We start from the raw sequence: 25,956 nt of genomic DNA on the forward strand, positions 1-25,956 counted from the left end.
ATTACTGAGCCTGGTTTGAGGCGTCGGCGGCCTTGATCAGGTCGGCACCGATAGCACCTTCGAACTTCGCCCAGACCGGCTTCATTGCTTCACGCCACTTGCCACGTTGCTCCGGGGTCAGCGTGATGATTTCGGTGGTTTTGGCGTCGATGATGCGCTGTTTGTCCTCCTGGTTCAGTTTCTCTGCCTTTTGGTTCACCTGGGTGGTGACCTCGACGATGATTTTGTCCAGTTCGGCTTTCACATCCGGCGGCAGGCCAGTCCAGAACTTGGTGTTGGTGATCAACATGTAATCCAGCAAGCCATGGTCGGACTCGGTAATGAACTTTTGCACTTCGTACATTTTCTGGCTGTAGATGTTCGAGTAAGGGTTTTCCGCGCCATTGACGACACCGGTCTGCAAGCTCTGGTACACCTCGGCAAAGCTCAACTTGCGAGGGTTGGCGCGCACCGCCTTGAATTGCTCCTCGAGCACGGCCGAGGCCTGCACGCGGAACTTCAAGCCACGGGCATCGCTTGGTTCACGCAGCGCCTTGTTGGCGGACAGCTGCTTCATGCCGTTATGCCAATAGGCAAGTCCGGTGATGTTTTTGCTTTCCATGGACTTCAGAAGTCCCTGGCCTTCAGGGCTTCGCTGGAAGCGGTCTACTGCCGAGATGTCGTTGAACAGGAACGGCAAATCAAATAGCTGCAACTTGGGTGTGTATTGTTCGAATTTGGCCAGCGACGGCGCAATAATCTGTACATCGCCTAACAACAGCGCCTCCATTTCCTTGCCATCGCCAAACAGCGCAGAGTTCGGATAAACGTCTACCTTGACCTTGCCCGCCAGACGTTCTTCAACCAGCTTCTTGAACAGCAGGGCGCCTTGGCCTTTGGGCGTCTGTTCGGCGACGACATGGGAAAACTTGATAATGATTGGATCAGCCGCCAGCGCCAGGTTCGACACGCCAAGCGCGAGCGTGCAGGCAACTGCGTTCCACAATGACTTGAGCATTCAGATGTTCCCCTTGTTGTTATTTCGTGCAGTTGATGTCTGAACTGCATCTGCACGATGGACAAAAGGAGTCTAGGCAATAAATCACCATTGGTCGTCGGGACGGGTATTTGCGAGCGACATGGGCAGTCAGAACCGCCGGTGTAGACTGAGGGAGGTCAGGAGGGGAGCCGCGTGAAAGATAGAACAGTGTTATCGACCGATCTTGCGCTTGCATGGGCCCAGGGGCCGGAGAAGGTTCGCCCATGATCGGCGCCGAGTTACTGTCACCTGAAACCCTCACTGCTGGGTGGTTGATCTATGTACCGGTGCTGATCTGGGCCGTTGCGCGAGCACCGTGGGTCGAACTGTTCAGCGACAGGCGCCGCCAACATCTGTTGTTCGGCACGGTGTTCGCGCTGTTCATGCTCTGGCTGGTGCGACAAGACTTCGATACCGGCGTGTCCTACCACTTTATCGGCATGACCGCCGTCACCCTGTTGCTCGATTGGCCGCTGGCAATTGTCGGCGGGTTGGTCGCGCAAGCGGGATTAGTGCTGCTCGGGCGACAAGATCTGGCGGCGATGGGGGTCAACGGGGCGCTGCTGATTCTGCTGCCGGTGCTGGTCACCGAGTGCTGCGCGATCCTGGTGGAGCGTGCACAACCGCGTAATCCCTTTGTGTATATCTTCGTGTCCGGTTTTTTTTCGGCTGCGTTGTCGGCGTTGCTTTGCCTGCTGTTGGCGCTGTGGTTGCTGTGGTTCAACGAACGTTTCGCCATGCCGTATTGGCTGGAAGATTTTGTCGGTTATCTGTGGCTGCTGATTTTCCCGGAAGCATTTATCAATGGCATGGTGGTCAGCGCGCTGGTGGTGTTTTGCCCTGAGTGGCTGGAAACGTTCAACCGCACTCGCTACCTTTCGGCACCCTGGAAAGACGACGATCCCAAATCTTGATCCACATCAAATCCAAAAAACGCTCACGAATCCATGCTCGGGAAAACCTTCAGGAGCATCGAAATGAGTGTCTACGAATGGGCAAGGCAGGAGTTGCGCCAGAGTCTGGATGGGGCGCAGGAAATGGGGTTTGATCCGGGGTTGAGCCTGCGCGCCTTGCTCAGTGCAGTGGTGCAACAGAGCAAGGCAGTGCGCAGCGCCGAAGACCTGGCCGATGAGTTGCGTTTTCTTGCGGAAAACCTCGATGACAGCCAGGACTACGGTTTTATGCGGCCTTGAAGATCAGTGGCGCGGGTCGAAGTCTTCGCTGAACAGTTCGTCTTCGGCATCCGGGCTGACGGGAATCTTGTGTTCTTCCGATGCCCAGGCGCCCAGGTCAATCAGCTTGCAACGGTCCGAACAGAATGGCCGGAATTTGCTCTCGGGGCTCCATTCAACAGGGGCGCCGCAGGTTGGGCAATCGACGGTTGGGGTTTGGCTCATGACTGGCCTCCAGGCAAAGTAAGGTAAAAGTGATGCAGGCGTTCGACCTCGCTGTGCAGCCAGGCGAGGTCGCGGTCGTTGACCACCACCTCGTCGGCGTGGCTCACGCGGTCCTGTCGGCTGGACTGGGCCTTGAGGATCGCCTGGACCTGTTGCTCGCTGGTCTGGTCACGCTGCAGGGTGCGCTCGATCTGTAGCTGTTCCGGGGCATCGATCACCAGGACCCGTTGGGTCATGGCGTACTGCCCGGACTCGATCAGCAGCGGCGAAACCAGAATCGCGTAAGGTGATTGTGCCTTGGCCAGGTGATCGGCGATTTCCTTGGCGATCAGCGGATGCAGCAGCGCTTCGAGCCAGCGGCGTTCCTCTGGCACTTCGAAGATCAGTTTGCGCAACGCAGCGCGATCCAGTTGCCCGTCGGCTTGCAAGACGCCGGGGCCGAAGTGTTCGGCGATCTTTGCCAGTGCCGGGCGCCCCGGTTCTACCACCCAACGCGCCGCATGATCAGCGTCCACCACATGCACGCCCAGGTCGATGAAGTGCTGGGCCGCCGCGCTTTTGCCGCTGCCGATGCCGCCGGTCAGGCCGAGAATCCAGGGTTTTTCCACAGGGGTATTCATTTCAAACCGACAAACTGCCAATAGAAGTCGGTTATTTGACCACCCCAGAGCAAGGCAATCCAGCCGGCAATCGCCAGAAAGGGTCCGAAGGGGATCGGTGTCGAGGTTTTCGCGTTGCGCAGGCGCAGTAAAATCACCCCGATGATCGCCCCCACGAGCGATGACAGCAGGATAGTCAGGGGCAAAATCTGCCAGCCACCCCAGGCCCCGAACATGGCCAATAACTTGAAATCGCCGTGGCCGATGCCGTCCTTGCCGGTGATCAGCTTGAACAGCCAAAACACCGACCACAACGCCATATAGCCGGCCACCGCGCCCCACACTGCGTCATGCAGGGACACGAAGAGCCCGAAGCTGTTGACGATCAGTCCCAGCCACATCAGTGGCAGCACCAGCACATCAGGCAGCAGTTGGTGCTCGGCATCGATCAGGCTCATCGTCAGCAACCCCCAGCTCAGGACCAGTGCCATGCAGGCCTGCCAGCCGAAACCGAAATGCCAGGCGATGAGTGCCGAGAGCAGACCGCACGCCAGTTCGGTCAGCGGGTAGCGTTTGCTGATCGCTGCCGCGCAGTTCGAGCACCGACCCCGTAAAAACAGATAACTGAGCAGCGGAATGTTTTCCCAGGCGCGGATTCGATGGCCGCAATGAGGGCACTGGGAATGGGGCAGCATCAGGTTGAAGGTCGGCAGCGGTGTCTCGCCTGGCAAGCCCAAAACGTCCCGGGCCTCCTGGCACCATTCGCGGTTGAGCATTTTTGGCAGGCGCCAGACCACTACGTTGAGAAAGCTGCCAATCAGCAGGCCGACCAACATGGCTGCGATCGCGAAGGCCATCGGGTAGAGGGTCAGAATGTCGTTCAAGGGCATGTCAGATCGCTGTGCCGAGTTGGAAGATGGGCAGGTACATCGCAACCACCAGGCCGCCGACGATAACACCCAGCACCACCATGATGAACGGCTCCATCAGGCTGGTGAGGTTATCAACCATGTTGTCCACTTCGTCCTCGTAGAAGCTCGCGACTTTGTCGAGCATGTCGTCCAGCGCGCCGGACTCTTCGCCAATGGCGGTCATCTGAATCGCCATGTTGGGAAAGATGCCGGAGGTGCGCATGGAAAAATTCAGCTGCATACCGGTGGATACGTCCTGCTTGATACGCAGCACCGCACGCTTGAATACGATGTTGCCCGTCGCGCCGGCCACCGAATCCAGGGCTTCCACCAGCGGCACCCCGGCGGCGAAGGTGGTCGACAGTGTGCGGGCGTAACGGGCCACGGCAGACTTGTACATCAGCGTGCCAATCAGCGGCAGTTTAAGTAACCAGGTGTCCATCCAGTCCCGAAAACCCGGCGACGTTTTAAAGGCGTGGCGCACGCCGAAGATCGCCGCGATCAGTACGCCGAGCATCGCCCACCACCATTGCTGCATGAACTCCGACAGGCCGATGACCATCACGGTGAAGGCCGGCAATTCGGCGCCAAACCCTTTGAACACCGATTCGAACTGCGGCACCACTTTGACCAGCAAAATCCCGGTCACAATGACCGCAACGAACACCACCGCCAGCGGGTAGGTCATGGCTTTCTTGATCTTGGCCTTGAGGCTTTCGCTCTTTTCCTTATAGGTCGCCACTCTCTCCAACAAGGTATCGAGAGCACCGGCCTGCTCGCCGGCATCGACCAGGTTGCAGTAGAGCTCATCGAAGTATTTGGGCTTTTTGCGCAAGGAAGCGGCGAAGCTGTTACCCGCCGCAACTTCCTGTTTTACCTCGTCGACCAGTGTGCGCATGGCCGGGTTATCGAAGCCTTCACCGATGATGTCGAAGGACTGCAACAGCGGTACACCGGCTTTCATCATGGTCGCCATCTGCCGGGTGAACAGGGCAATGTCCTGGGACTTGATGCGCTTGCCCATGTTGAAAATCGAGGTGGACTTCTTGCGTACCTTGCCAGGGTTGATGCCCTGCTTGCGCAACTGGGCCTTGATCAACGCCGGGTTCTGACCGCTCAACTCACCGGTCATTTTGGTGCCTTTGCGGTCTGTGCCTTCCCAGGCGTAGACGCTGATTTTTGCTGCTTTGACCGCCATATTCAGTCCTTGGTGACCCGGTTGATTTCTTCAAGGCTGGTGATGCCTTGCATGGCCTTGAGCAGGCCCGACGTACGCAGGTCGTTAAAACCGTCCTTACGCATCTGGATGTCGATTTCCAGTGAATTGCCTTCGGCCATGATCAGCCGTTGCAGGTCCGGTGTGTTCTTCACCACTTCATAAATCCCGATTCGGCCTTTGTAGCCGTTGTTGCAGTGATCGCAACCGACTGGCTCATAGATCGTGAATGAGCCGATGCGTTCCTCGGGGAAGCCTTCCTTGAGCAGCGCCTCCCGGGGAATTTCGATGGGTTTCTTGCAATGGCTGCACAATTTGCGCGCCAGGCGCTGGGCGATGATCAGGCTGACCGAGGTGGCAATGTTGAATCCCTGAATGCCCATGTTGTGCAGGCGTGTCAGAGTTTCGGCGGCGCTGTTGGTGTGCAGGGTCGACAGCACCAGATGCCCGGTCTGGGCGGCCTTGATGGCGATTTCGGCGGTTTCGAGGTCGCGGATCTCGCCGACCATGATCACGTCCGGGTCCTGGCGCAGGAACGAGCGCAGCGCCTGGGCAAAGCCCAGTCCCTGCTTGGGATTGACGTTGACCTGGTTGATGCCTTCCATGTTGATCTCCACCGGGTCTTCGGCGGTGGAGATGTTGATGTCCACGGTATTGAGAATGTTCAGCCCGGTGTAGAGCGACACGGTTTTGCCCGAGCCGGTGGGCCCGGTCACCAGAATCATCCCCTGTGGCTGCTTGAGGGCGGCCATGTACAGGTCTTTCTGATCGGGCTCGTAGCCGAGGGCGTCGATGCCCATTTGAGCGCTGGACGGGTCGAGGATCCGGATCACCACTTTCTCGCCCCACAGGGTCGGCAGGGTGTTGACCCGGAAGTCGATGGACTTACTCTTGGATAGCCGCATCTTGATCCGCCCGTCCTGGGGTTTGCGTCGTTCGGAGATGTCGAGGCTGGCCATGACTTTCAGCCGCGCGGCGATGCGATTGGCCAGTTGAATCGGTGGTTTGGCGACTTCACGCAAAATACCGTCGGTACGCATCCGCACGCGGTAGGTTTTTTCATAGGGTTCGAAATGCAGGTCGGAAGAGCCGCTTTTGATCGCGTCCAGCAACATTTTGTGGACGAAGCGCACCACCGGCGCGTCATCGGCATCCTGGCCGGCGATGGCGTCCTGTCTGTTGTCATCGATCGACTCGATGTCCACACCATCAAGGTCGACATCGGCCATGTCTTCCAGGCCGGTGCCTGGGGTATCGAAGAATTTTTCGATGGCGTCGCTGAGTTTATCCTCCTCCACCAGGATGGCTTCAGTGTTCAGCCCGGTGCTGAACTGGATGTCATTGATGGCTTGATGATTGGTCGGGTCGGAAACGCCCACGAACAACTTGTTGCCGCGCCGCCAGAGGGGCAGGGCGCGGTGCTGGCGGATCAGTTTCTCGCTGACCAGACCCTTGGGTTGGGTGTCCTTGTCCAGGCAGTTGAGATCAAGCAGTGCCATGCCGAAGTGTTCCGACGCGATCTCGGCGACCTGGCGGCTTTTCACCAGCTTGTTCTGCACCAGGTAGCTGACCAAGGGGGATTTATCACGTTGGGCTTGCTGATACGCCTGTTGCGCGCTTTTGTCAGTGAGCAGCTCGGCCAGGACCAATTGCTTGGCCAGACCGCTAAGGGCGATGTCATTCATTGGGATACCGGACGCAGACAGTTCATGACTTATAGCCTAGTCAAGCGGAGGAACCAAACCAGCGGCATTCGGGTGACAAAAAGTGTCAGATAGTGCGGACTCTGGGAGTAGGAAAGGGGTTTGTGTCGATCACACGCCCCGACAACACGGGGCGAGGGGCTTGGCATGGGCTGTGCTGCGGCTAGTTCAGATCATGAGATTTCGACTCATGCACGGAGCTTGTCTATGAATACTCAAAAAGGTTTTACCCTGATCGAGCTGTTGATCGTGGTGGCGATCATCGGGATTCTGGCGACGTTTGCGTTGCCGATGTACTCCAAATATCAGGCGAAGGCCAAGGTCACCGCTGGCCTAGCGGAGATTTCGGCGTTGAAAGTGCCATTTGAAGAACTTATGAATAACGGGACCAGCCCGGCGAATGTGGCAGCAATTGGTGGGGCTAGCACAACTTCAAACTGCACGATGGCAGCGTCCGGTACAGCCACTGATGGTACTGGGAGCATTGTTTGTACGATCGTTAACGCGCCTGCACCGGTTTTAGGCAAGACGGTCACGCTGACGCGTTCGACGACTGGCTGGGTTTGCACCAGCACCGCTCAGCAGGACTTCTTGCCTACAGGTTGCACAGGTTCGGCAACATAACGCTCGGCAGTTTTCTTGAAAGGCAAAGCCCCGCCCTGAAAAGCATAATGCTGTTCACTTAAGGTTGGGTACATATCCGTTTCTGCGGTCACGGCGGCTGGCGGTTTCGCTTTTACAGCCAGCCCTTTCAAGGTCTTCGTTTAGAATCTCCCAAAACTCCAGTCAGGGCGACGAGACGATGTGGGAAGAGGTTTTAGCGCGGTTCGAGAAAAAAGCACCGGCCAGTGTCATGGCCAAATTGGTGTTGGAGCAGGCTGTTACAGCTGAGTGGGTCGATCAGGTGTTCGAAGAGCATCGTCAACGACAGTACCCGCGTGAGCTTTTATTTTCGACCATCGTTGAGCTTATGTCCCTTGTTTCACTGGGTTTGCGGCCGTCGCTACATGCCGCCGCACGGCAGATGGATCTTCCTGTCAGCTTGGCGGCGCTCTATGACAAGGTCAGCCGCACAGAGCCTGCGCTGCTGCGCGCCTTGGTAGCCGGCAGTGCACAACGTTTGGCACCGACGATTGAAGAGTTGGGCTGTTCGGCCATTTTGCCTGGCTGGCAACTGCGGGTCGTTGACGGCAATCACCTGCCTTCCAGCGAAAAACGTCTGAGCGCTTTGCGCCGTGAACGAGGCGCCGCCCGGCCTGGTTTTTCGGTCGTGGTTTACGACCCTGATCTCGACCAGGTCGTCGATCTTCAGCCCTGTGAAGATGCTTATGCCAGTGAGCGCGTCGGCGTGCTGCCGTTGCTGGAAAACGCCAGTAGGGGCCAGTTGTGGATGGCTGATCGGCTCTATTGCACGCTCCCGGTCATGGAGGCCTGCGAAGACGCTGGCGCTTCTTTCATTATTCGTGAGCCGAGTAAGCATCCGCGCCTGCTTCAGGAAAGCGACTGGCAAGAACCTGTCGCGGTCGAGGCGGGAAGCGTGCGCGAGCAAACCATCGAAGTGAAAGGCGGACGTCAGTGGCGGCGTGTTGAACTGAACCTGCAAAAAGCTACCGAATCAGGCGACACCATGCTGTTGTTCTGGAGCAACTTGCCCGACACCATCACCGCTGAGCAAATCGCCGATTTGTATCGTCGTCGCTGGAGTATCGAAGGGATGTTCCAGCGCCTGGAATCGGTGCTGGACAGTGAAATCGAAAGCCTGGGCAACCCCAAGGCGGCTCTGCTGGGATTTGCCGCGGCCGTGTTGGCTTACAACGTTTTGTCAGTACTTAAGCGCAGCGTTGAACAGGCTCATCGCCAGACGCAACCAGAGGGATGGGAGGCATCGATTTTCCATTTGGCAGTGCAAGTGCGCAGTGGTTATGAGGGCATGCAGATCGCGTTACCGTCGGATTATCTGTCACTTCAATCGACCTCAGAAACGCTGGCACAGCGCTTGTTGGCGCTGGCAAGGAATATCAAGCCCAAACAGGTTGCCAAAAGCATACGCGGCCCCAAAATCGCCAAGCCCAAGGAGTGGTTGGAGGGAAAGGCTGCGAATGCTCATGTGTCGACCGATCGAGTGCTCAAAGCCCATAAAGGGAAAACACCTTGAAAGGGCTGGCTTTTACAGCGAGTCACTTGGAAATACGGAATGCCGCCCAACCCCAAGTAACCAAGGGCTCTTGCCCCGCCATTCGGTGCCCCTGCGCAACGCCTGCGTTCGGCCTCTGGGAAAGGGGCGGCAGATCTACAGCTAAAGCAACAGCGACGGCAGAAGCAACGGCAAGATCAAAAGATCGCAGCCTCGCTTCGCTCGACAGCTCCTACAGGGAAATGCGGTCACTTGAAGCCAGGCCGGCCGGTAGGCCGCCTCGCTTTGGCGTTTGCGGTGCACGCCCCCTCGAGAGGCCGAGTGGAGGTTCTGCGCAGTGGGCAACCCGGCATGGATGCCGGGTTAGCCGCCCCCGGCCATGGATGGCCGATGGCGGCGGGCCCACGGAGCGGGACCGGAGCGAGGGCATGCCGAGCCTAAGCGAGGCACCGAACGTCAGGGGCAAGAGCCCTTGGTTACTTGGGGCTTTTCCAAGTGACCCGCTGTAAAAGCGGAACCATAGGCGGTCGTGACCGCAGCCACGGATATGTACACGATCAACAAAAGCTAGGTCGGTCGGCCGCCTCGCTTTTGCTCTTGTTCCACCGCCCCCTCGCTACGCATATGTGTGTGCCTGGAAACATCGAGCTTAAGTGAACAGCATTACGCCCTGAAAAGCGGGGCTTTTTGTTGGAACGACACCCTCGAGTTTCGAAAAACAAGAAAACCCCGACAATTCATGGCCTTAGGCCTGCGGCAAAACCCGCAACTTGCATGTCGATAATTTCGAAGTCATGCAATTTGCATGATTCCGAAAATCAGACTAATAAGTAACTTGTTGTTTTATAAGGATTTATTTTCAGTCTCAAAGTTGGCACAGCGTTCGCAATATACCCAGTAACCCTGCTGACAAGACACGCAGCAGACTTTCTAGAAAAACAGGAGTTACTCGTATGAAGAAGTTCGCTATCGCTGCCGCTACTGCTACCGCGCTGACCCTGACCATGGCCAACGCTGCATTTGCTCAAACCCAAGCCACTCAAGCACCTATGATGCTGGCTGCTGGTGAGGTCACTGAAGCGAAAGAGGATGTTTCCGATACTTGGATCACCACCAAAGTCAAAAGTGACCTGGTGACTGAAAAAGGCATTCCTGGTACCGATATCAAAGTCGAAACCAATAAAGGCGTTGTGTCCCTGTCGTCCACCGTCGCGGTGACTGACGCTCAGAAAACCACTGCTGTGGCCATCACCAAAAAAATCAAAGGCGTCAAAGCGGTTTCCGCTGACGGCCTGAAAGCCGAGTAAGGCAAGACTTCTCGCCTGGACCGGGAGAAGGTGCGACAGACGGGCCGAGCAATACGTCTGCCGCCTCTGGAGAGTTCATGCGAACGGCCATAAGGATGTGGCCATTACAGGCCCCGGACATTCGTGTCAGGGGCCTGTTCTATTGTGGAAGGGTAGAAAATTTCTGTAGCCGCTGGCAGGTGATGGCTAATTTTCAATTGCCGCGATTACTGGTGATCTGCTTCAAACGATTACCTTCAAATCTCAGGTATTGGTACATTCCGCCTTTTGGCCCGTAGGTCCATTCCTCGACTTGAAATTCTTCCCGCCGGTTAACGCTGCGCTTGTAGCCCAACAGATCACGGCTGACCGGTTCACCGCATTTCTGCACCACCTCACTGGACCTGTCCCCGACACTGACCAGTTGACTGCCGCAGCGCAGGGTATCGGCTGCCGAGGCCTGACTGGCGGCCATTGCCAGTGCCAGGCTCATCAGCCATTTCGCGCCCATTACTCGGCATCCAGATGCAGCGGTGTAACCACCCTGCCGTCACTTTCCGCTACGCCAAGGTTAGCGTCGATGAAGTACACGCGTTCATCGGCCAACTGACCCTTGTCGACCAGATAGTCCTTGATACTGCTGGCGCGTTCCTGACCCAGCTGGCGTAAGAGAACGTCGCTGGAACTCCAGAACTTGATCACACCCTCACGCATTTTTGCAGTGCGTTCCTCCTTGCCCAGATCCTTCCATTCGGCAGGCGGCTGCGTCTTCAGGCGCGTGCGGTAAATCCCTTCCAGCAGCGAACCTTTCTCGCTGTCCGGCACTTGCACCAACGAAGCCTGAGCCGGCACTTTGTCACCGCGGCGCTGGAGCATTTTGTAGTAGTTGTACTGGTATTCCCGTTCCAGACGTTGCTCGGCGATCAACGGGCCATCGCTGCTTGCGGCAGCTGTGCCTTCGATTTCCAGGCGCAAGGCCGGACGTTCCTTGAGGGCCTGGGACAGTTTGACCAACGAACCCTCGGCATCCTTGCTCAGGTCGCTTGAACCTGCCGCAAACGAGACAGTGCCCAAATCTTGCGAACCACCGCCACTGACCAGCCCGCCAATCATTTTGAACGGCGCCGCGGCGGCTTTGACGATCAGGTTGCGCAGGGTCTGCCAGACAATCGGCATGATGCTGAACTGCGGGTTCTTCAGGTCGCCGGTCACCGGCAGCTCAATGGAGATTTTACCGTCGACGTCCTTGAGCAACGCGATCGCCAGTTTCAGCGGCAGGCTCACGGCGTCCGGGCTGTCAACTTTCTCCCCCAGTTGCAACTGCTCGACCACCACTTTGTTTTCGGCCTTGAGCTGGCCCTTGGTGATCAGGTAATGCAGGTCGACATTGAGTCGGCCCTTGCGTATGCGGTAGCCGGCGAACTTGCCGGAGTAGGGCGTCAGCGTGGTCAGTTCCACCCGTTTGAAGCTGGTGGTGATGTCGAGGCTGGCCATCGGGTCGAACGGATTGACCGAGCCCTTGATGGTCACCGGCGCATAGCGGTCGACCTTGCCTTTGATGTCCACGGTCGCAGGTTTCGCCTGCCGGTTGTCGATGGTGCCGATCTGCCCGTTGAGCTGTTGAACAGCAGTGGCGAAGTTCGGGGTCAGGCTGAAGTCGGCGAAGTTGGCCGAGCCGTCATTGATGGCGATACCGCCAATGTGGATGCCCAGCGGTTTTTCCTTGCTGGCAGGTTTGGCCGCCGCGGTCTTGGCACCGGAGTCGGGCGGTTGCGGGATGAGCAAGTCATCGACGTTGGTGGTGCGGTCATCATTGATCATGAAGCGCACATAAGGCTGGAGCAGGTTGACCTTGTCGATCGACAGGCTGTCGCCGTGTTGATAATTCAGGCCTTCGAGTACCAACTGCTGCCACTTGAGAAAGTCGCGGGTCTTGAGGGTGTCGAGGGTGTGCAGTTGATCGACCTGGGCGCGGCCTGTGACGCTGAACGCCAGTGGCTCGGTGCTTTTCAGATCGACCGCCAGATCGCTGCCGAGCATGCCGCTGCGCACTTCCAGGCGAATGAACGGGTTGATGTAGGACTGGGCGACGCGCAGGTCGATGTCCTTGGTTTGCACGTTTAACTTGGCGCTGACCGGGGCGAGATTGACGACGCCGTCTGCCGTGATCTTGCCTTGCTTGCCCAGGCCCGTATCGAGCTTGAGGTTAAAAGGCGAGCCATTGAGGCTGTCGAAATTCTGCAGGTCCAGGTTCAGCGGGCCGACGTCCAGCGCCACGGCGGGTTGCGCCTTGCGGTCGGTCAGATGCACTTTGTAATCACGCAGTTGCACGTCTTTGAGCAGCACCTGCCAAGGTTTGCCTGGCGGTGTCGGCTCAGGCTTTGGTGAGTCGGCGGCTGCCGGGGTGCTGGCCGGTTCGGCGTTGGCTTTGGCGGCCGGTTTGGACGGTTGGCTGGCGAACAGCTTCTGCCAATCGAGTTGCCCGTCGGCTTCGAGGGCGGCCCAGGTTTCCAGTTTTTGGCTGCGGATCTTGCCGACGACCACTTGCTGCTTAGCCAGGTCTACAGTCGTTTCACTGATGTCCAGCCGCTTAAGCTTCGCCAGCGGCCGACCATCTGGAGCCTTGATGTTGAAAGGGGCGATGCTGACGGCGACATTGCTCAGCAGCAGTTCGGTTTCTTTGGACAGGTTCAGCTTGTAATCGGTGCTCAGGTTCAGGGTGCCGTTTTCCAGATCCAGCGGCACCGAGTCGCGCACGTAAGGCCACCAGACTTTCATGTTGGCATCGGTGACTTTCAATTTACCTTCGGAGGCGATCGGGATCAGGCTGAAATTACCGGTCCAGTCGATCTGCCCACCGGAAGGGCCGACGGCCACCAGGGTCATGTCGGCGTTATCTTCGGGCAGTGTACTGAGGTTCTTCAGCTCGAAATCGAGCTTGTCGTAGAGGAACTCGATGGGCTCGCGAGGACGCGCATCCTGGAAGTGCACATAGCCGTCGGCCAGTTTGATGCGCTCCACGCGTAGCGGGAACGGCTTGGCGTTCGGGTCGGCCGGGGTCGGCTCGCTGGCGGGTATTTTGAACAGGCCGAGCAGATTGAGTTTGCCGTCCTTGCCGAAGAGGATTTCGGTCTTGGGTTTGTCTATTTCGATATCGGACAGGTGCAGCGCCTTGGTCCAGAGGCTGTCGATCTGGAGGTTGGCATACAGCCGCTCGAAGCCGACCTGCTCCTTGCCCGGATCGCCGATGATCAAGCCCCACAGGGTCACTTCAAGGCTGAACGGGTTGAGTTCGATCCGCGAAAGCGTGGCGGGCGTCGTGGCGTAGCTGGCCAATTGTTGGTTGGCCACCCGCAACGCGATACCCGGCAAAATCAGAAACCCCAGCAGGCTATAGAGGGCTAGAGCGGTCAACAGAGCGCCAATAGCGCGAATCAATCCTTTGGGCATGTGCGGCTTCATCTGTCTGAATCGGAGTGCGTTGGAGTATGGCACGCGTATCCGGTTCCGAAGTGATCATGCTTTATAGGATTTATCTGATTTTGCGGACGAATCTCAGAGCTGCAGAATCAGCGTTTTCAGCGGCGGTTGTTGATCCATCGACGGAAAATCACCGCCCGGTTTCATTACGGTCCATTCACGCACCGGACGTCCGGCTTTCTCGGCACAGCGCAAAACTTGCTCGCGCCAGTCGTCCATGCTGACTTTTGCCAGGTTGTTGCAGCAGATCAGCACGCCATTGTCGGCGGTGGTCAGCAGCGCCGGCTTCAGCAGGCTCTGATAGTCGCGCAGCAAGTCGACGGTGCCGAAAGCGCTCTTGGCCCAGGCCGGCGGATCCAGCAGCACCAGGTCGTACTGGCGCTGTTCCAGACGGTGATAGCTTGGCAGTTTCTGCCCGCGGCGCTGGCTGATCGGCAGGCCGGCCAATTGGCGGATGGCCGGGAAATAGTCGGACTGGATGAAGTCCATGGTCGGCAACTGGGGATTGAGCAGACCGTTCTCGCGGCCGACGGCCAGGTTGCCTTCAGCGAAATCCAGGTTGCAGACTTCGCTCGCGCCCCCGGCCGCCGCACTGAGGCCGACGCCGCAGGTGTAGGCGAACAGGTTCAGCACGCTTTTGTTTTTACTGTGCTGCTTGACCCAGCCGCGCGTATTGCGCAGGTCGAGGAACAGCAGCGGATCCTGGCCGGCATGGCGACCGCGAACCCGGTAATTGAGCCCCCATTCGTGGCCGATCAGGTCTTGCAGGGCGGCCTCGTCGGCGCGGTAGACGGTGTCTTCACGGTCGATGCGCGAGTTGCCACGGGAGCGATCGTTGTAGACCAGCAGCGTTTCGAGGCCCAGGTGCTGATTGATGGTTTCGTGCAGTTGCAGCAGCGCATCACGTTCCAGCGACTGGTGAAAGCTTTGCACCAGCAATTGCGGGCCGTAGCGGTCGATCGTCAGGCCGCCGGCGCCTTCCTGGCTGCCATGGAACAGGCGATAGCAATCGGTGCCTTGCTGATGCAGTTCGGCCAGCAGGTCCTGGCGACGATCGAGGGCGGCGCGCAGCGCCTGATTCAAGGAAGACATGCTGGGCGCCTTGCAGGAGGGAATTTGGCGCGGGAGTTTAACAGCTTGGCGTGGGACCGACCTGCTCGCGAAGCTTTTTGCTTTTGCTCAGTTCAGCAGACCCATTCGGCGTTTGGCCCGGTGGACCGAGCCGTTACGCACCGCCCAACGCAGCATCGGTGTGCTGCGGTTGACGCCGGCGCGGATCAGCTTGCGTTGCAGCGGGCTCTGTTGGACACCCAGCATGTCACTGGCCCAGTCCGGCAGCAGGTCGATCCCGGCCTGCATCATCAAACTGCCGAAAGGCCTGGCCAAAAGACTGGGGGAGGGGGCGTTCAGCAACAGCCGCAACACTTCGCGACTGCGCTCGTCGCACAGCAGTTGTGGGCGAATTCGTTCAAGATAATCGGCCATTTCCTGCCGTGAACGCGGCACGTCACGGGCGCCGAGCCGTTCGGCGACCAGCGCGATTTCCGTGTAGTAACGGTCCTGGTCGGCCAGCGACAGGTCTGGATTGCGGTAACGCAAGTGCGCAGCGAGGAAGTTGCTCACCTCGGCCACGTGCACCCAGGTCAGGAGATCAGGATCGCTGGCGGCGTAAGGCCGGCCATCCGGTGCAGTGCCGGTCACTTGCAGGTGGATGGTGCGGACTTTCTCGATCAGCCAGTCGGCGTCCTTTCGCGAACCGAACGTGGTGCCGGAAATGAACTGCCCGGTGCGGCGCAGTCTGCCAAGCATGTCCTCGCGAAAATTCGAATGGTCCCAGACGCCGGCCAGGGCCAGTGGATGCAGGGCTTGCAGCATCAAGGCGCTGATGCCGCCGATCAGCATGCTGCTGAAGTCGCCGTGAACTTGCCAGCTCACCGAATCCGGCCCGAACAGGCCGGGATCACCCTTGGGGTTTTCCAGGTCGAGCTTGCCCAGAGACAGACCGGTCAGGCTCATGATCTGGGTTTCAATACGGCTGCGGATGAATTCCATGGCGACTCAGTGGTGAAAAAGAGGCGCGGCCGTTACAGGCCGCGCCGGGAAGTTTAAAGCATGAGCTTATTGATTCAGGCGTTTATCGACCAACTCCTGGACCACGCTCGGGTCGGCCAGTGTCGACGTATCGCCCAGGCTGTCCAGTTCGTTGCAGGCGATTTTGCGCAGAATGCGCCGCATGATCTTGCCCGAACGGGTTTTCGGCAAGGCCGGCGCCCATTGGATCAGGTCCGGTTTGGCGAAGCTGCCGATTTCCTCGCTGACGTGAGCCAGCAATTCTTTCTTCAGTTCGTCATTGGGCTCGGTGCCGTTCATGGGGGTGACGAAGGCGTAGATACCCTGGCCCTTGACGTCGTGGGGGTAACCGACCACGGCGGCTTCGGCAATGCTGTCGTGCAGCACCAGCGCGCTTTCCACTTCCGCGGTGCCGATGCGGTGCCCGGAGACGTTGATCACGTCGTCGATGCGTCCGGTGATCCAGTAGTCGCCGTCCTCGTCGCGCCTGGCGCCGTCGCCGGTGAAGTAGTAGCCGGGGTAGGGCTTGAAGTAGGTGTCGACCATTCGTTGCGGGTCGCCGTAGACGCTGCGGATCTGCGCCGGCCAGCTGGATTTGATCGCCAGCACGCCGCTGCCGGCGCCTTTGATTTCCTTGCCCGTTTCATCGAGCAGCACCGGTTGTACGCCGAACATCGGTTGCGTGGCGCAGCCGGGTTTGATCCGTTGAGCGCTGACCAGAGGGCTGAGCATGATGCCGCCGGTTTCGGTCTGCCACCAGGTGTCGACAATCGGGCAACGCTGTTCGCCGACGACGTTGAAGTACCAATCCCACGCTTCCGGGTTGATCGGCTCACCGACGCTGCCGAGTAGTCTGAGGCTTGCGCGGGAAGTTTCCTTCAACGGTTCGGGTCCTTCACGCATCAGGGAGCGCAGGGCGGTCGGGGCGGTATAGAAAATGTTCACCCGGTGCTTGTCGATCACCTGCCAGAAGCGCGAGCTGCTCGGGTAGCTCGGCACCCCTTCGAAGATCAGCGTGGTCGCGCCATTGGCCAACGGGCCGTAGACGATGTAGCTGTGGCCGGTGACCCAGCCGACATCGGCGGTGCACCAGAAGACTTCGTCGTCGCGGTAGTCGAGTACGTACTTGAAGGTCATCGCCGCTTGCAGCAGATAGCCGCCGGTGGTGTGCAGCACACCTTTGGGTTTGCCGGTGCTGCCGGAGGTGTAGAGGATAAACAGCGGGTCTTCGGCGTCCATCGGCTCAGGCGGGCAATCGTCGCTGACGTCGCGTAGCGCCTGGTGATACCAGATGTCCCGGCCCTCGACCCAGTCCACTTCGCCCTGAGTGCGCTCGACTACGATGACGGTGCTGACGTTCGGGCAACTTTGCAGCGCCTTGTCGACCTTCTCTTTGAGGGGCACGAATTTGCCGCCGCGCACGCCTTCATCGGCGGTGATCACGGTGCGGCAGTCGGCGTCGAGAATCCGGTCACGTACGGAGTCTGGAGAGAAACCACCGAACACCACCGAATGCACCGCACCAATGCGCGTGCAGGCGAGCATGGCGTAGGCGGCTTCGGGGATCATCGGCATGTAGATGCACACGCGATCGCCTTTCTTCACGCCACGGCTTTTGAGCACGTTGGCCAGGCGACAAACGTTGTGATGGAGTTTTTTGTAGGTGATCTGCGCGGATTCGGCAGGGTCGTCGCCTTCCCAGATGATCGCGATTTGATCGCCGCGCTTTTCCAGGTGACGGTCAATGCAGTTGTAACTGACATTTAATTTTCCGCCGGCGAACCAACTCGCCTCACCGGTTTTCAGGTTATAGCGCTGGACGGTATCCCACGGGGTACTCCAGTCGAGAAAGCGTGTGGCCTGTTCGGCCCAGAAGGTGCTGGGGTGGTCGATGGATTGGCGGTACAGGCGCTTGTAGTCGTCTTGACTTAAGTGTGCGGCCCGGCGGACGGCATCGGCTTGGGGGAACGTGCTGATATCGAACATGACGGTTCCTTATTCTTGTTTGCACGACAAGAGATAAAGATGCGCCGAGTAGCCAAAGGGTTCAAGCCAGACACAAAACCAATGTGGGAGCGAGCTTGCTCGCGAATACGGTGTGTCATTCAACATGAATGTCGAATGATAGACCGCTTTCGCGAGCAAGCCCGCTCCCACAAGGTCAGCAGTGTGGCGTCAGATCAACCGCGGTGACGACCTCGGAAGTAGTTGATCAGGCCTTGGGTTGACGCATCGTCAGCCGGGGTTTCTTCGCTGCCGACCAGGCGGTTGTAGACGCCTTTGCCCAGCTCTTTGCCCAGCTCCACGCCCCACTGGTCGAAGGCGTTGATGCCCCAGATCACGCTTTGCACGAAGACTTTGTGTTCGTACATCGCCACCAATGCGCCGAGACGACGCGGGCTGATGCGTTCGACCACCAAGGTATTGCTCGGACGGTTGCCCGGGATCACCTTGTGTGACGCGAGTTTCTGCACGTCTTCTTCGCTCATGCCTTTATCGCGCAACTCGGCTTCGGCCTCGGCAAGGGTCTTGCCCAGCATCAGCGCCTGGCTTTGCGACAGGCAGTTGGCGTACAGCCACTGGTGGTGGTCGGACACCGGGTTGAAGCTGACGATCGGCACGATGAAGTCGGCCGGGATCAGTTGAGTGCCCTGGTGCAGCAACTGGTGATACGCGTGCTGACCGTTGCAGCCAACGCCACCCCAGATCACAGGCCCCGTGTCGGTGGACACTGGAGTGCCGTCCTGGCGCACGCTCTTGCCGTTGGATTCCATGTCCAGCTGTTGCAAGTGCTTGGTGATGTTGCGCAGGTAATGGTCGTACGGCAGGATCGCGTGGCTCTGCGCGCCCCAGAAGTTGCCATACCAGATGCCGAGCAAGGCCAGCAGCACCGGCATGTTCTGATCGAAAGGCGTGCTTTGGAAGTGCTGGTCCATGGTGTAGGCACCGGACAGCAGTTCCTTGAAGTTCGACATGCCGATGGCCAGGGCAATCGGCAACCCGATGGCCGACCACAGCGAGTAACGGCCGCCAACCCAGTCCCACATCGGGAAGATGTTTTCTTCGCGGATCCCGAATGCCACAGCCGCTGCATTGTTGCTGGAGACGGCGATGAAGTGACGATACAGCTCGGCTTCCGAACCGCCCTGAGCCAGGTACCAGGCGCGTGCGGCCTGGGCATTCTTCAGGGTTTCGAGGGTGTTGAAGGATTTCGACGAAACGATAAACAGCGTGGTTTCGGCACGCAGTTTCATGGTCAGTTCGTGGAACTCACTGCCGTCGATGTTCGCCAGGTAATGGCAGCGCACGCCCTTCTGGGCGTAGGACAGCAGCGCTTCGGAGACCAGCTCCGGGCCGAGGAACGAGCCACCGATGCCGATGTTCACCACATCAGTGATCGGCTTCTCGGTGTAACCGCGCCACAGACCGTCATGGATACGGCCCACGAGGTCAGTGATCTGGTTCAGCACTTTGTGCACTTCAGGCATCACGTTGACGCCATTGACCGACAGCTTGTCGCCGACTGGACGGCGGAGCGCGGTATGCAAGGCGGGGCGGCCTTCGGAGGAGTTGACGATTTCGCCTTCGAACAGCGCTTTGATCGCGCCCTGGAGATCGACTTCGTTGGCCAGGCCCACCAGCAGATCGCGGGTCTCGGCGTTGATCAGGTTCTTCGAATAATCGAGAAACAGGCCGCAGCTGCTGAGGGTGAATTGGGTAAAGCGCTGCGGATCGGCATTAAAGGCTTCGCGCATGCTGAAATCTTGCATGGCTTGGCGGTGATCATTCAACGCTTGCCAGGCGGGCAGAGCGGTAACGTCTTGAGGGGTGCGGTAATACGCCATCGCTGCGGGTTTCCTTTTTACTTGAACGGCCTTTTGAACACAAAAAATCCCGGAGCGCTGTGGATGGGCGTCCGGTCAACTGCGTCGACACGATTTCATGACACAGGGCGAATACAGTAAACCTCGCGCCGCGATCTGTCTTGACTTTGTCAGACCCGTTCCCGGTACTTTTTTATACATCAAGCAGGGAACGGTCCGACAAACGGAAGGGGTATGGCGGTGTTTCAGGCAGTTGCGTCGAGATTCAGGTGCAGGTTATCGATCAATCGCGTAGTACCCAGGAACGCCGCTACCAGGATCACCAGGTCCCGATCCTCCGGGGTGGCCGGACGCAGCGTCAGGGCATGACGAATTTCCAGATAGTCGGGACGCAAACCAGCCGCTTCAAGCTGCTTGATCTGCGCGCCGATCAAGGTCGGGAAATCCCGCTCGCCCTGTTTGATCGCGTCGGCAATCTGGTTCAAACCGCGATACACCACCGGCGCAACGGCCCGCTGTTCTTCGCTGAGGAAACCGTTGCGCGACGACAGCGCCAGGCCATCGGCTGCACGTACCGTCGGTTCGCCGATGATCTCGATCGGCATGTTCAGGTCATGCACCAGGGCGCGGATCACTGCCAGTTGCTGGAAGTCTTTCTGGCCGAAGATGGCCAGGTCCGGCTGGACCATGTTGAACAGTTTGGTGACCACCGTCGCCACACCTTCGAAATGCCCGGGACGGCTGGCGCCGCAGAGGCCTTCGGAGAGTTGCGGAACGCTGACGCGGGTCTGGCCGGCCATGCCGTCGGGGTATATTTCTTCAACGGTTGGCGCGAACAGCAAGTGGCAACCGGCCTGGAGCAGTTTCTCCTGATCGGCCGCGAGGGTGCGCGGGTACTTGTCGAGGTCTTCGCCGGCGCCGAACTGCAGCGGGTTGACGAAGATGCTCGTGACCACGAAATCCACCCGTTGGGTGGCTTTGGTAATCAGTGCGACATGACCGCTGTGCAGGTTGCCCATGGTCGGCACGAAGCCGATTCGCTTGCCTTCGTTACGGGCACGGGCCACGGCGGCCCGCAATTCGCGTACGGTTTTTACGGTGTTCATGCAGAGAATCCGTGTTCGATACCTGGGAAAGTTGCCGCTTTGACTTCAATGACGTAAGCGCCAAGCGCCGCTTGAATGTTTTGTTGCCCGGCCATGAAGTTCTTCACGAACTTCGGCACACGGCCAGTGATCGACAGGCCGAGCATGTCGTGCAGAACCAATACCTGGCCGTCGGTGCCACTGCCGGCACCGATACCGATTACCGGAATGCCCACAGCCTGGGTAATTTCCTGAGCCAGTTCGCTCGGTACGCACTCGAGCAGCAACATGGATGCACCGGCCTGCTCCAGTGCGATGGCGTCGGCACGCATTTGCCGCGCCTGGTTCTCGCTGCGACCCTGGACTTTGTAACCGCCCAGAATGTTCACCGATTGCGGTGTCAGCCCCATGTGCGCGCACACCGGGATACCGCGTTCGGCCAGCAGACGGATCGAGTCCGCCAGCCACAGTGCACCTTCAACTTTGACCATGTGCGCACCGGCCTGCATCAACAGGGCGCTGTTGGTCATGGCTTGTTCGGTGGTGGCGTAGGCCATGAAGGGCAGGTCGGCGAGGATCAAAGCGTCGGTGTTGCCGCGTTTGACGGCCGCCACGTGGTAAGCCATTTCCGCGGTGGTGACCGGCAGGGTGCTGTCGTGACCTTGCAAAACCATGCCAAGGGAGTCGCCCACCAGCAACACTTCGACGCCCGCTTCATTGCAGGCGTGGGCGAAGGTCGCGTCATAGCAGGTCAGCATGGTGATTTTTTCACCTTTTTGCTTGAGACCTTGCAGAGTGGTCAGGGTGATGGCTGGCATGAAAAGTTCCTCATTCAGGCGCTGTGGAAACTACTGCGAGTAACGCGCGTGATTCTTCGTTAAATACAGGCGCACGGTCTGTTGTCGTGCTTTTAAGGCCTGGATTGCGCCCTTCAACGCCATGTTGGCGGCAGCGGGACGCCTATAGTCGTGAGGAGAACTCGGGAAGTCAATTGCGTGTGTTACCGCGTTGTTACGCCAGGGGTGTTACCGGGGTAACTGATGCGATTCAGCAACTTTTTGTTGCTGCGGATCTCTGAGGCGACACAAACCATTGTGGGAGCGAGCCTGCTCGCGAAAGCGGTCGGCATTCAACGAAAAGGGTGAATATGAGATCGCTTTCGCGAGCAGGCTCGCTCCCACAGGGAAGTTGTGTCAATTCTGGGGGAGGCGCTCCAGCCCGACGAACGGGCAGGCGGCGAGCAAATCACTCAGGCTGCGACCATCGGCCAAACGAAAATCCGCAGGCGCCAGCTCGGCCAGCGGATAGAGAACGAATGCGCGTTCCTGCATATGGTAGTGAGGGACTTTGAGGCGAGGTTCGTCGATCAGCCGATGGCCGAACAGCACGATGTCGAGATCAAGTGTGCGTGGCCCCCAGCGTTCAATACGCTCGCGGCCCTGTTCGTTCTCGATCGCTTGCAGCGCATCCAGCAGGTCCAGCGGCACAAGCGTGCTGTCGAGGGCGGCGACCGCGTTGGTGTAACGCGGTTGGCCGGGCAGCAGCGAGTCGCTCTGATAAAACGCGGAAACCCCGATCAGTTCGGTCTGCGGCAACTGCGCCAGCGCCTCGACGGCGCTGCGCAATTGTTCGGCGGGGTCAGCCAGATTGCTGCCCATGCCGATGTAGATGCGTTCCATGGATTACTCGCCCGTGGTGCTCGGTGCGCCTGCGGTGCGTTTGCGCTTGGCGCCACCGCTGCGGCGACGTTTGCGTGGAGCGCCGGTGCCATCATCCTTGCCGCTGAGGTCGCGGATCATGTCGCGACGTTCGCTGTCGTTGGCGTCCTGATAGTCCGTCCACCATTCACCCAGGCCATCGGTCTGCTCACCGGCGCTTTCGCGCAGCAACAGGAAGTCGTAACCGGCACGGAACCGCGGGTTGTCCAGCAACAGGTCGGCGCGCTTGCCGCTGCGGCGTGGCAGACGCTCTTGCATGTCCCAGATCTCGCGGATCGGCATGGTGAAGCGTTTCGGAATCGCGATGCGCTGGCACTGCTCGGCGATCAGCTCATGAGCGGCTTCCTGCATGGCCGGAATCGGCGGCATGCCACGTTCTTGCAGGCGCAGTACGCGGGCCGGCAGGGCAGGCCAGAGCAGGGCAGCAAACAGGAACGCCGGGGTCACCGGTTTGTTCTGTTTGATCCGCAGGTCGGTGTTGATCAACGCTTCGCTGATCAGCGTGTGGGTGTACGTCGGGTTGTATTCCAGGGCCTCGGCACTGGCCGGGAACAGCGGATCGAACAGCTGCAGGTCGACCAGCATCTCAAAGGTGTCCGCGGCATGGCCGGAGAGGAACAGCTTGAGCACTTCTTCGAACAGGCGGGCCGACGGAATCTCGCGCAGCATCGGCGCTAATTCGCGGATTGGCGCGGCGCTGTGCTTTTCGATGCCGAAATTCAGCTTGGCGGCGAAGCGCACGGCTCGCAGCATCCGTACCGGGTCTTCCTGGTAGCGTTGCTTCGGATCGCCGATCAGGCGGATCAGGTGATTGCGGATGTCGTGTACGCCGTTGGCGTAGTCGAGGATGCGCTCGCTGACCGGATCGTAATACAAGGCGTTGATGGTGAAGTCGCGGCGTTGCGCGTCTTCTTCCAGCGTGCCGTAGACGTTATCGCGCAGGATGCGCCCGCTCTCGTTTCGCGAGGACTGGTTGCTGTCTTCCTCTTCATCGTTTTGCGGGTGATTGGCGCGGAAGGTCGCGACTTCAATGATTTCGCGCCCAAAGTGGATGTGCACCAGCTTGAAGCGTCGACCGATGATCCGCGCATTGCGGAATTCGGCCCGAACCTGTTCAGGCGTGGCACTGGTGGCGACGTCGAAATCTTTTGGCGTGATGCCGAGCAGCATGTCACGCACGCAGCCGCCGACCAGATAAGCCTGGTAACCGGCGTTCTGCAGGCGTTCGACGATGTTCACCGCGTAGCGACTGAATTGGGCCTTTTGCAGCGAATGTTGGCCGCTGTTGAGCACTTCAGGCGTACTGCGAATGTGTTGCGTATGACGCTTGGGAGAACGGAATGACTGGAACAGCTTCTTCAGCATGGGATGCACTGTTTGAAGGAATGTTCGGCCAAAACGAAGAATGACCGCATGATGGGCGGGGATTCTAGCATTTAGTCGGGGGATGGTGTAGGAAGCTGCGCAAGCGCTTGAAGGGGATGTCGATCGGCGTGTCTAAACGCCAGAAACTACAAGGGGAGCCGAAGCTCCCCAAGAAAGTAGTTGCATGCTCTGTTTTTATTTTTGATCGGGCTTCTTGTTTTTGTTGAGTGCCCTCGCCATGAAGTTTTTCCTTCATGACCCTCCCAATCGGGAGCCAAGAGCAAACGGATTACTTTGGTCGCTGTGTTGCAGTGATCTTGCGATCCAACCAGTGCAGGCTCTGTCTTGTGACAGTTTTTATTGTTCTCGGCCTGGTCGTGGGGCAAGCCCCAAATACAACGCCTCTCCAAAAGAATCAGTTAGCTGCGCCTCTCGCCGTCTTGTTTTTATTGTGCGTGAGTCGATTCGTCTTATTTTTATTGTCTTGTGCATTGCTTGTTATTGTTCTTGTACTAAACATATAGCAGGGTGCGTGCCAACTTTTGTGGGGCCCAGTAAAACAAGGGGTTAGGCCGGCTGGTGAGGTTTTCAGAGGCCAAAAAAAACCGGGGCTTCGTTACCGTAAGCCCCGGCTTCTGTTACGTGAAAAAGCTGAGGTAACAGTTTTTTCACAATGTCACGTGTTACCCGCACACCTTACAGGTGCCGTTCAGCTCTCGCTGGCCACCCCGGTCTTGCGTCGCGGAATGCCCAGGCGCTGACGGCGTTCCCACAGGCATTTGCGACTGACACCGAGTTTGCGCGCCAACTCGGTTTCGGTCATGTGGTCCTGATGCTCGAGAACGAAGTGCTGGAAGTAATCTTCCAGTGACAGGTCCTCGGTCGGCTCGTGGCTGGAGTTGCTGGCGTTGTTGCCCTGTTGGGGTGGCAGGCCGATGAAGTCATCGTCTTCCAGATCGCTCAGCTCGATGTCGATACCCAGCAGCTCGGCGGATATCTCCGGGCTCTCGCACAGGATGACCGCACGTTCTACTGCGTTTTCCAGCTCTCGAACGTTACCCGGCCAGGAGTAATGACGAATCGCCTGCTCTGCATCCGGGGCGAACTTCAGGTCGGTGCGGTTGACCCGCGCGCTCTGCCGCGCCAGGAATGCGGTGGCAATTTCGTTGACGTCCGCGCCGCGCTCGCGCAGGGCCGGCAGTTTCAGGGCGATCACGTGAAGGCGGTAATACAAGTCTTCACGGAACTGTCCGATCTTCGCCAGGCTTTTGAGGTCCCGGTGAGTTGCGGCGATCAGGCGCACATCGACTTTCTGTGATTGCACCGAACCCACACGACGGATTTCACCTTCCTGCAGCACGCGCAGCAGGCGGGCCTGGGCTTCCAGTGGCAGTTCGCCGATTTCGTCGAGGAACAAGGTGCCGCCGTCGGCCGCTTCCACCAGGCCGGCACGCCCGGCGCTGGCGCCAGTGAATGCGCCTTTTTCGTGGCCGAACAGTTCGGACTCGATAAGGCTTTCCGGAATGGCGGCGCAGTTCACCGAAATCATCGGCGCCTTGGCACGTTTGGATAAGTTGTGCAGGGCGCGCGCGACCAGTTCTTTACCGGTGCCGGATTCGCCCTGGATCAGAACATTGGAGTCGGTTGGCGCGACTTTGCGGATCTTGCTGTACAGATCCTGCATAGGCGGGCAGGAGCCGATGATGCCGATTTCGCCGTTGGTGTTATTGGCCCCCGGTTTCGCGGCGCCATTGCCGGCTTTGGGCTCAACGCTGGCTTGCACTGATTGCCGGTCACGCAGGATTCGCGCGACGGCCTGGAGCATTTCGTCGTGATCGAAAGGCTTGGCGATGTAATCCACCGCGCCCATCTTCATCGAGTCGACTGCCGAACGCAGGCTGGCGTAGCTGGTCATGATCAGCACCGGAGTGCCTTGGCCGAGTTTGATCAACTCGGTGCCAGGCGCGCCAGGCAGACGCAGGTCGCTGACGATCAGGTCGAACGTGGGAATGGTGAAGCGTTCTTGTGCTTCCTGCACTGAACCGGCTTCGCTGACCTGGTACTGGTTACGTTCCAGCAGGCGGCGCAAGGCGGAGCGGATAATTGTTTCGTCTTCGACGATCAAAATGTGCGGCATTGATTCGATACTC

The 25,956-nt window shown here is 58.7% G+C and carries 22 protein-coding genes; 5 read left to right on the forward strand and 17 right to left on the reverse strand.

What is annotated here, in order from left to right; all coding sequences use genetic code 11:
- Window position 1: 1 nt before the first annotated feature.
- On the reverse strand, window positions 2-997 hold the full coding sequence (locus ACYZTX_RS06405; protein WP_462033383.1) for a TRAP transporter substrate-binding protein: 996 nt from the start codon (window positions 995-997) through the stop codon (window positions 2-4).
- A 245-nt stretch (window positions 998-1,242) separates the two neighbouring features.
- Between ACYZTX_RS06405 and ACYZTX_RS06410 the strand changes: the two genes are divergently transcribed.
- Together ACYZTX_RS06410 and ACYZTX_RS06415 are read left to right on the forward strand one after the other, a co-directional pair.
- Window positions 1,243-1,932, forward strand: coding sequence for an energy-coupling factor ABC transporter permease (locus ACYZTX_RS06410; RefSeq protein ID WP_462033384.1), 690 nt, complete (start codon window positions 1,243-1,245; stop codon window positions 1,930-1,932).
- A 63-nt stretch (window positions 1,933-1,995) separates the two neighbouring features.
- Window positions 1,996-2,211, forward strand: a complete 216-nt coding sequence (locus tag ACYZTX_RS06415; RefSeq protein ID WP_462033385.1) for a hypothetical protein — start codon at window positions 1,996-1,998, stop codon at window positions 2,209-2,211.
- A 3-nt stretch (window positions 2,212-2,214) separates the two neighbouring features.
- Here the strand turns inward: ACYZTX_RS06415 and yacG are convergent, their stop codons facing one another.
- The 5 genes from yacG to pilB are packed head-to-tail and all read right to left on the reverse strand — an operon-like array spanning window position 2,215 to window position 6,826.
- On the reverse strand, window positions 2,215-2,415 hold the full coding sequence (yacG, locus tag ACYZTX_RS06420; protein ID WP_253418608.1) for a DNA gyrase inhibitor YacG: 201 nt from the start codon (window positions 2,413-2,415) through the stop codon (window positions 2,215-2,217).
- On the reverse strand, window positions 2,412-3,035 hold the full coding sequence (coaE, locus tag ACYZTX_RS06425; protein WP_462033386.1) for a dephospho-CoA kinase: 624 nt from the start codon (window positions 3,033-3,035) through the stop codon (window positions 2,412-2,414). The genes yacG and coaE overlap by 4 nt, the downstream gene beginning before the upstream one ends.
- A complete protein-coding gene (locus tag ACYZTX_RS06430; RefSeq protein WP_462033387.1) occupies window positions 3,032-3,904 on the reverse strand; it encodes a prepilin peptidase in 873 nt (290 codons plus the stop codon). Before ACYZTX_RS06430 ends, coaE begins: the two co-directional genes overlap by 4 nt.
- 1 nt (window position 3,905) lies before the next feature.
- Window positions 3,906-5,123 carry a type II secretion system F family protein gene (locus ACYZTX_RS06435; protein ID WP_462033388.1) on the reverse strand — a complete coding sequence of 406 codons (1,218 nt, stop codon included), beginning with the start codon at window positions 5,121-5,123 and terminating at the stop codon, window positions 3,906-3,908.
- A 2-nt stretch (window positions 5,124-5,125) separates the two neighbouring features.
- On the reverse strand, window positions 5,126-6,826 hold the full coding sequence (pilB, locus tag ACYZTX_RS06440) for a type IV-A pilus assembly ATPase PilB (protein ID WP_462033389.1): 1,701 nt from the start codon (window positions 6,824-6,826) through the stop codon (window positions 5,126-5,128).
- A gap of 225 nt (window positions 6,827-7,051) precedes the next feature.
- On the opposite strand from pilB, the gene ACYZTX_RS06445 reads away from it, so the two are divergent.
- From ACYZTX_RS06445 to ACYZTX_RS06455, 3 genes are all read left to right on the forward strand, one after another.
- On the forward strand, window positions 7,052-7,468 hold the full coding sequence (locus tag ACYZTX_RS06445) for a pilin (protein WP_462033390.1): 417 nt from the start codon (window positions 7,052-7,054) through the stop codon (window positions 7,466-7,468).
- Between the two features lie 229 nt (window positions 7,469-7,697).
- Complete coding sequence (locus ACYZTX_RS06450) at window positions 7,698-8,999, forward strand: IS4 family transposase (protein WP_462036995.1); 1,302 nt, start codon at window positions 7,698-7,700, stop codon at window positions 8,997-8,999.
- Between the two features lie 932 nt (window positions 9,000-9,931).
- Window positions 9,932-10,285 (forward strand): BON domain-containing protein, encoded by a 354-nt coding sequence (locus tag ACYZTX_RS06455; protein ID WP_274074573.1) that lies wholly within the window; start codon window positions 9,932-9,934, stop codon window positions 10,283-10,285.
- Between the two features lie 193 nt (window positions 10,286-10,478).
- On the opposite strand, the gene ACYZTX_RS06460 is transcribed toward ACYZTX_RS06455, so the two are convergent.
- From ACYZTX_RS06460 to ACYZTX_RS06510, 11 genes are all read right to left on the reverse strand, one after another.
- On the reverse strand, window positions 10,479-10,775 hold the full coding sequence (locus ACYZTX_RS06460) for a DUF2845 domain-containing protein (protein WP_462033391.1): 297 nt from the start codon (window positions 10,773-10,775) through the stop codon (window positions 10,479-10,481).
- Window positions 10,775-13,726, reverse strand: a complete 2,952-nt coding sequence (locus tag ACYZTX_RS06465; protein WP_462033392.1) for a DUF748 domain-containing protein — start codon at window positions 13,724-13,726, stop codon at window positions 10,775-10,777. The genes ACYZTX_RS06460 and ACYZTX_RS06465 overlap by 1 nt, the downstream gene beginning before the upstream one ends.
- A 93-nt stretch (window positions 13,727-13,819) precedes the next feature.
- Window positions 13,820-14,836: a class I SAM-dependent rRNA methyltransferase gene (locus tag ACYZTX_RS06470; protein ID WP_462033393.1), complete on the reverse strand. Its 1,017-nt coding sequence runs from the start codon at window positions 14,834-14,836 to the stop codon at window positions 13,820-13,822.
- 87 nt (window positions 14,837-14,923) lie between these two features.
- A complete protein-coding gene (locus ACYZTX_RS06475; protein WP_462033394.1) occupies window positions 14,924-15,796 on the reverse strand; it encodes an oxygenase MpaB family protein in 873 nt (290 codons plus the stop codon).
- A gap of 66 nt (window positions 15,797-15,862) precedes the next feature.
- Window positions 15,863-17,800 (reverse strand): acetate--CoA ligase, encoded by a 1,938-nt coding sequence (gene acs, locus ACYZTX_RS06480; protein ID WP_462033395.1) that lies wholly within the window; start codon window positions 17,798-17,800, stop codon window positions 15,863-15,865.
- A gap of 194 nt (window positions 17,801-17,994) precedes the next feature.
- A complete protein-coding gene (gene pgi / locus ACYZTX_RS06485; protein WP_462033396.1) occupies window positions 17,995-19,659 on the reverse strand; it encodes a glucose-6-phosphate isomerase in 1,665 nt (554 codons plus the stop codon).
- 224 nt (window positions 19,660-19,883) lie between these two features.
- Window positions 19,884-20,744 carry a pantoate--beta-alanine ligase gene (gene panC, locus ACYZTX_RS06490; RefSeq protein ID WP_462033397.1) on the reverse strand — a complete coding sequence of 287 codons (861 nt, stop codon included), beginning with the start codon at window positions 20,742-20,744 and terminating at the stop codon, window positions 19,884-19,886.
- The gene (panB, locus tag ACYZTX_RS06495) at window positions 20,741-21,541 is read right to left on the reverse strand and encodes a 3-methyl-2-oxobutanoate hydroxymethyltransferase (RefSeq protein ID WP_462033398.1); all 801 of its coding nucleotides are present in this window, start codon (window positions 21,539-21,541) and stop codon (window positions 20,741-20,743) included. Before panB ends, panC begins: the two co-directional genes overlap by 4 nt.
- A 375-nt stretch (window positions 21,542-21,916) precedes the next feature.
- On the reverse strand, window positions 21,917-22,402 hold the full coding sequence (folK, locus tag ACYZTX_RS06500; protein ID WP_462033399.1) for a 2-amino-4-hydroxy-6-hydroxymethyldihydropteridine diphosphokinase: 486 nt from the start codon (window positions 22,400-22,402) through the stop codon (window positions 21,917-21,919).
- A gap of 3 nt (window positions 22,403-22,405) precedes the next feature.
- Complete coding sequence (locus tag ACYZTX_RS06505; RefSeq protein WP_462033400.1) at window positions 22,406-23,806, reverse strand: polynucleotide adenylyltransferase PcnB; 1,401 nt, start codon at window positions 23,804-23,806, stop codon at window positions 22,406-22,408.
- Between the two features lie 709 nt (window positions 23,807-24,515).
- Window positions 24,516-25,943 carry a sigma-54-dependent transcriptional regulator gene (locus tag ACYZTX_RS06510; protein ID WP_462033401.1) on the reverse strand — a complete coding sequence of 476 codons (1,428 nt, stop codon included), beginning with the start codon at window positions 25,941-25,943 and terminating at the stop codon, window positions 24,516-24,518.
- Window positions 25,944-25,956: the final 13 nt, after the last annotated feature.

This window comes from Pseudomonas sp. MDT1-17, assembly GCF_054898105.1.

What these genes read in the sequence shown, in the direction of transcription:
- ACYZTX_RS06415 (WP_462033385.1), top strand. Translation starts at nt 1,996, where the DNA reads ATGAGTGTCTACGAATGGGCAAGGCAGGAGTTGCGCCAGAGTCTGGAT.
- ACYZTX_RS06475 (WP_462033394.1), bottom strand. Translation starts at nt 15,796, where the DNA reads ATGGAATTCATCCGCAGCCGTATTGAAACCCAGATCATGAGCCTGACC.
- ACYZTX_RS06470 (WP_462033393.1), bottom strand. Translation starts at nt 14,836, where the DNA reads ATGTCTTCCTTGAATCAGGCGCTGCGCGCCGCCCTCGATCGTCGCCAG.
- ACYZTX_RS06405 (WP_462033383.1), bottom strand. Translation starts at nt 997, where the DNA reads ATGCTCAAGTCATTGTGGAACGCAGTTGCCTGCACGCTCGCGCTTGGC.
- ACYZTX_RS06410 (WP_462033384.1), top strand. Translation starts at nt 1,243, where the DNA reads ATGATCGGCGCCGAGTTACTGTCACCTGAAACCCTCACTGCTGGGTGG.
- yacG (WP_253418608.1), bottom strand. Translation starts at nt 2,415, where the DNA reads ATGAGCCAAACCCCAACCGTCGATTGCCCAACCTGCGGCGCCCCTGTT.
- coaE (WP_462033386.1), bottom strand. Translation starts at nt 3,035, where the DNA reads ATGAATACCCCTGTGGAAAAACCCTGGATTCTCGGCCTGACCGGCGGC.
- ACYZTX_RS06435 (WP_462033388.1), bottom strand. Translation starts at nt 5,123, where the DNA reads ATGGCGGTCAAAGCAGCAAAAATCAGCGTCTACGCCTGGGAAGGCACA.
- ACYZTX_RS06445 (WP_462033390.1), top strand. Translation starts at nt 7,052, where the DNA reads ATGAATACTCAAAAAGGTTTTACCCTGATCGAGCTGTTGATCGTGGTG.
- ACYZTX_RS06510 (WP_462033401.1), bottom strand. Translation starts at nt 25,943, where the DNA reads ATGCCGCACATTTTGATCGTCGAAGACGAAACAATTATCCGCTCCGCC.
- ACYZTX_RS06465 (WP_462033392.1), bottom strand. Translation starts at nt 13,726, where the DNA reads ATGAAGCCGCACATGCCCAAAGGATTGATTCGCGCTATTGGCGCTCTG.
- pilB (WP_462033389.1), bottom strand. Translation starts at nt 6,826, where the DNA reads ATGAATGACATCGCCCTTAGCGGTCTGGCCAAGCAATTGGTCCTGGCC.
- ACYZTX_RS06450 (WP_462036995.1), top strand. Translation starts at nt 7,698, where the DNA reads ATGGCCAAATTGGTGTTGGAGCAGGCTGTTACAGCTGAGTGGGTCGAT.
- ACYZTX_RS06460 (WP_462033391.1), bottom strand. Translation starts at nt 10,775, where the DNA reads ATGGGCGCGAAATGGCTGATGAGCCTGGCACTGGCAATGGCCGCCAGT.
- folK (WP_462033399.1), bottom strand. Translation starts at nt 22,402, where the DNA reads ATGGAACGCATCTACATCGGCATGGGCAGCAATCTGGCTGACCCCGCC.
- pgi (WP_462033396.1), bottom strand. Translation starts at nt 19,659, where the DNA reads ATGGCGTATTACCGCACCCCTCAAGACGTTACCGCTCTGCCCGCCTGG.
- panC (WP_462033397.1), bottom strand. Translation starts at nt 20,744, where the DNA reads ATGAACACCGTAAAAACCGTACGCGAATTGCGGGCCGCCGTGGCCCGT.
- ACYZTX_RS06455 (WP_274074573.1), top strand. Translation starts at nt 9,932, where the DNA reads ATGAAGAAGTTCGCTATCGCTGCCGCTACTGCTACCGCGCTGACCCTG.
- ACYZTX_RS06505 (WP_462033400.1), bottom strand. Translation starts at nt 23,806, where the DNA reads ATGCTGAAGAAGCTGTTCCAGTCATTCCGTTCTCCCAAGCGTCATACG.
- ACYZTX_RS06430 (WP_462033387.1), bottom strand. Translation starts at nt 3,904, where the DNA reads ATGCCCTTGAACGACATTCTGACCCTCTACCCGATGGCCTTCGCGATC.
- panB (WP_462033398.1), bottom strand. Translation starts at nt 21,541, where the DNA reads ATGCCAGCCATCACCCTGACCACTCTGCAAGGTCTCAAGCAAAAAGGT.
- acs (WP_462033395.1), bottom strand. Translation starts at nt 17,800, where the DNA reads ATGTTCGATATCAGCACGTTCCCCCAAGCCGATGCCGTCCGCCGGGCC.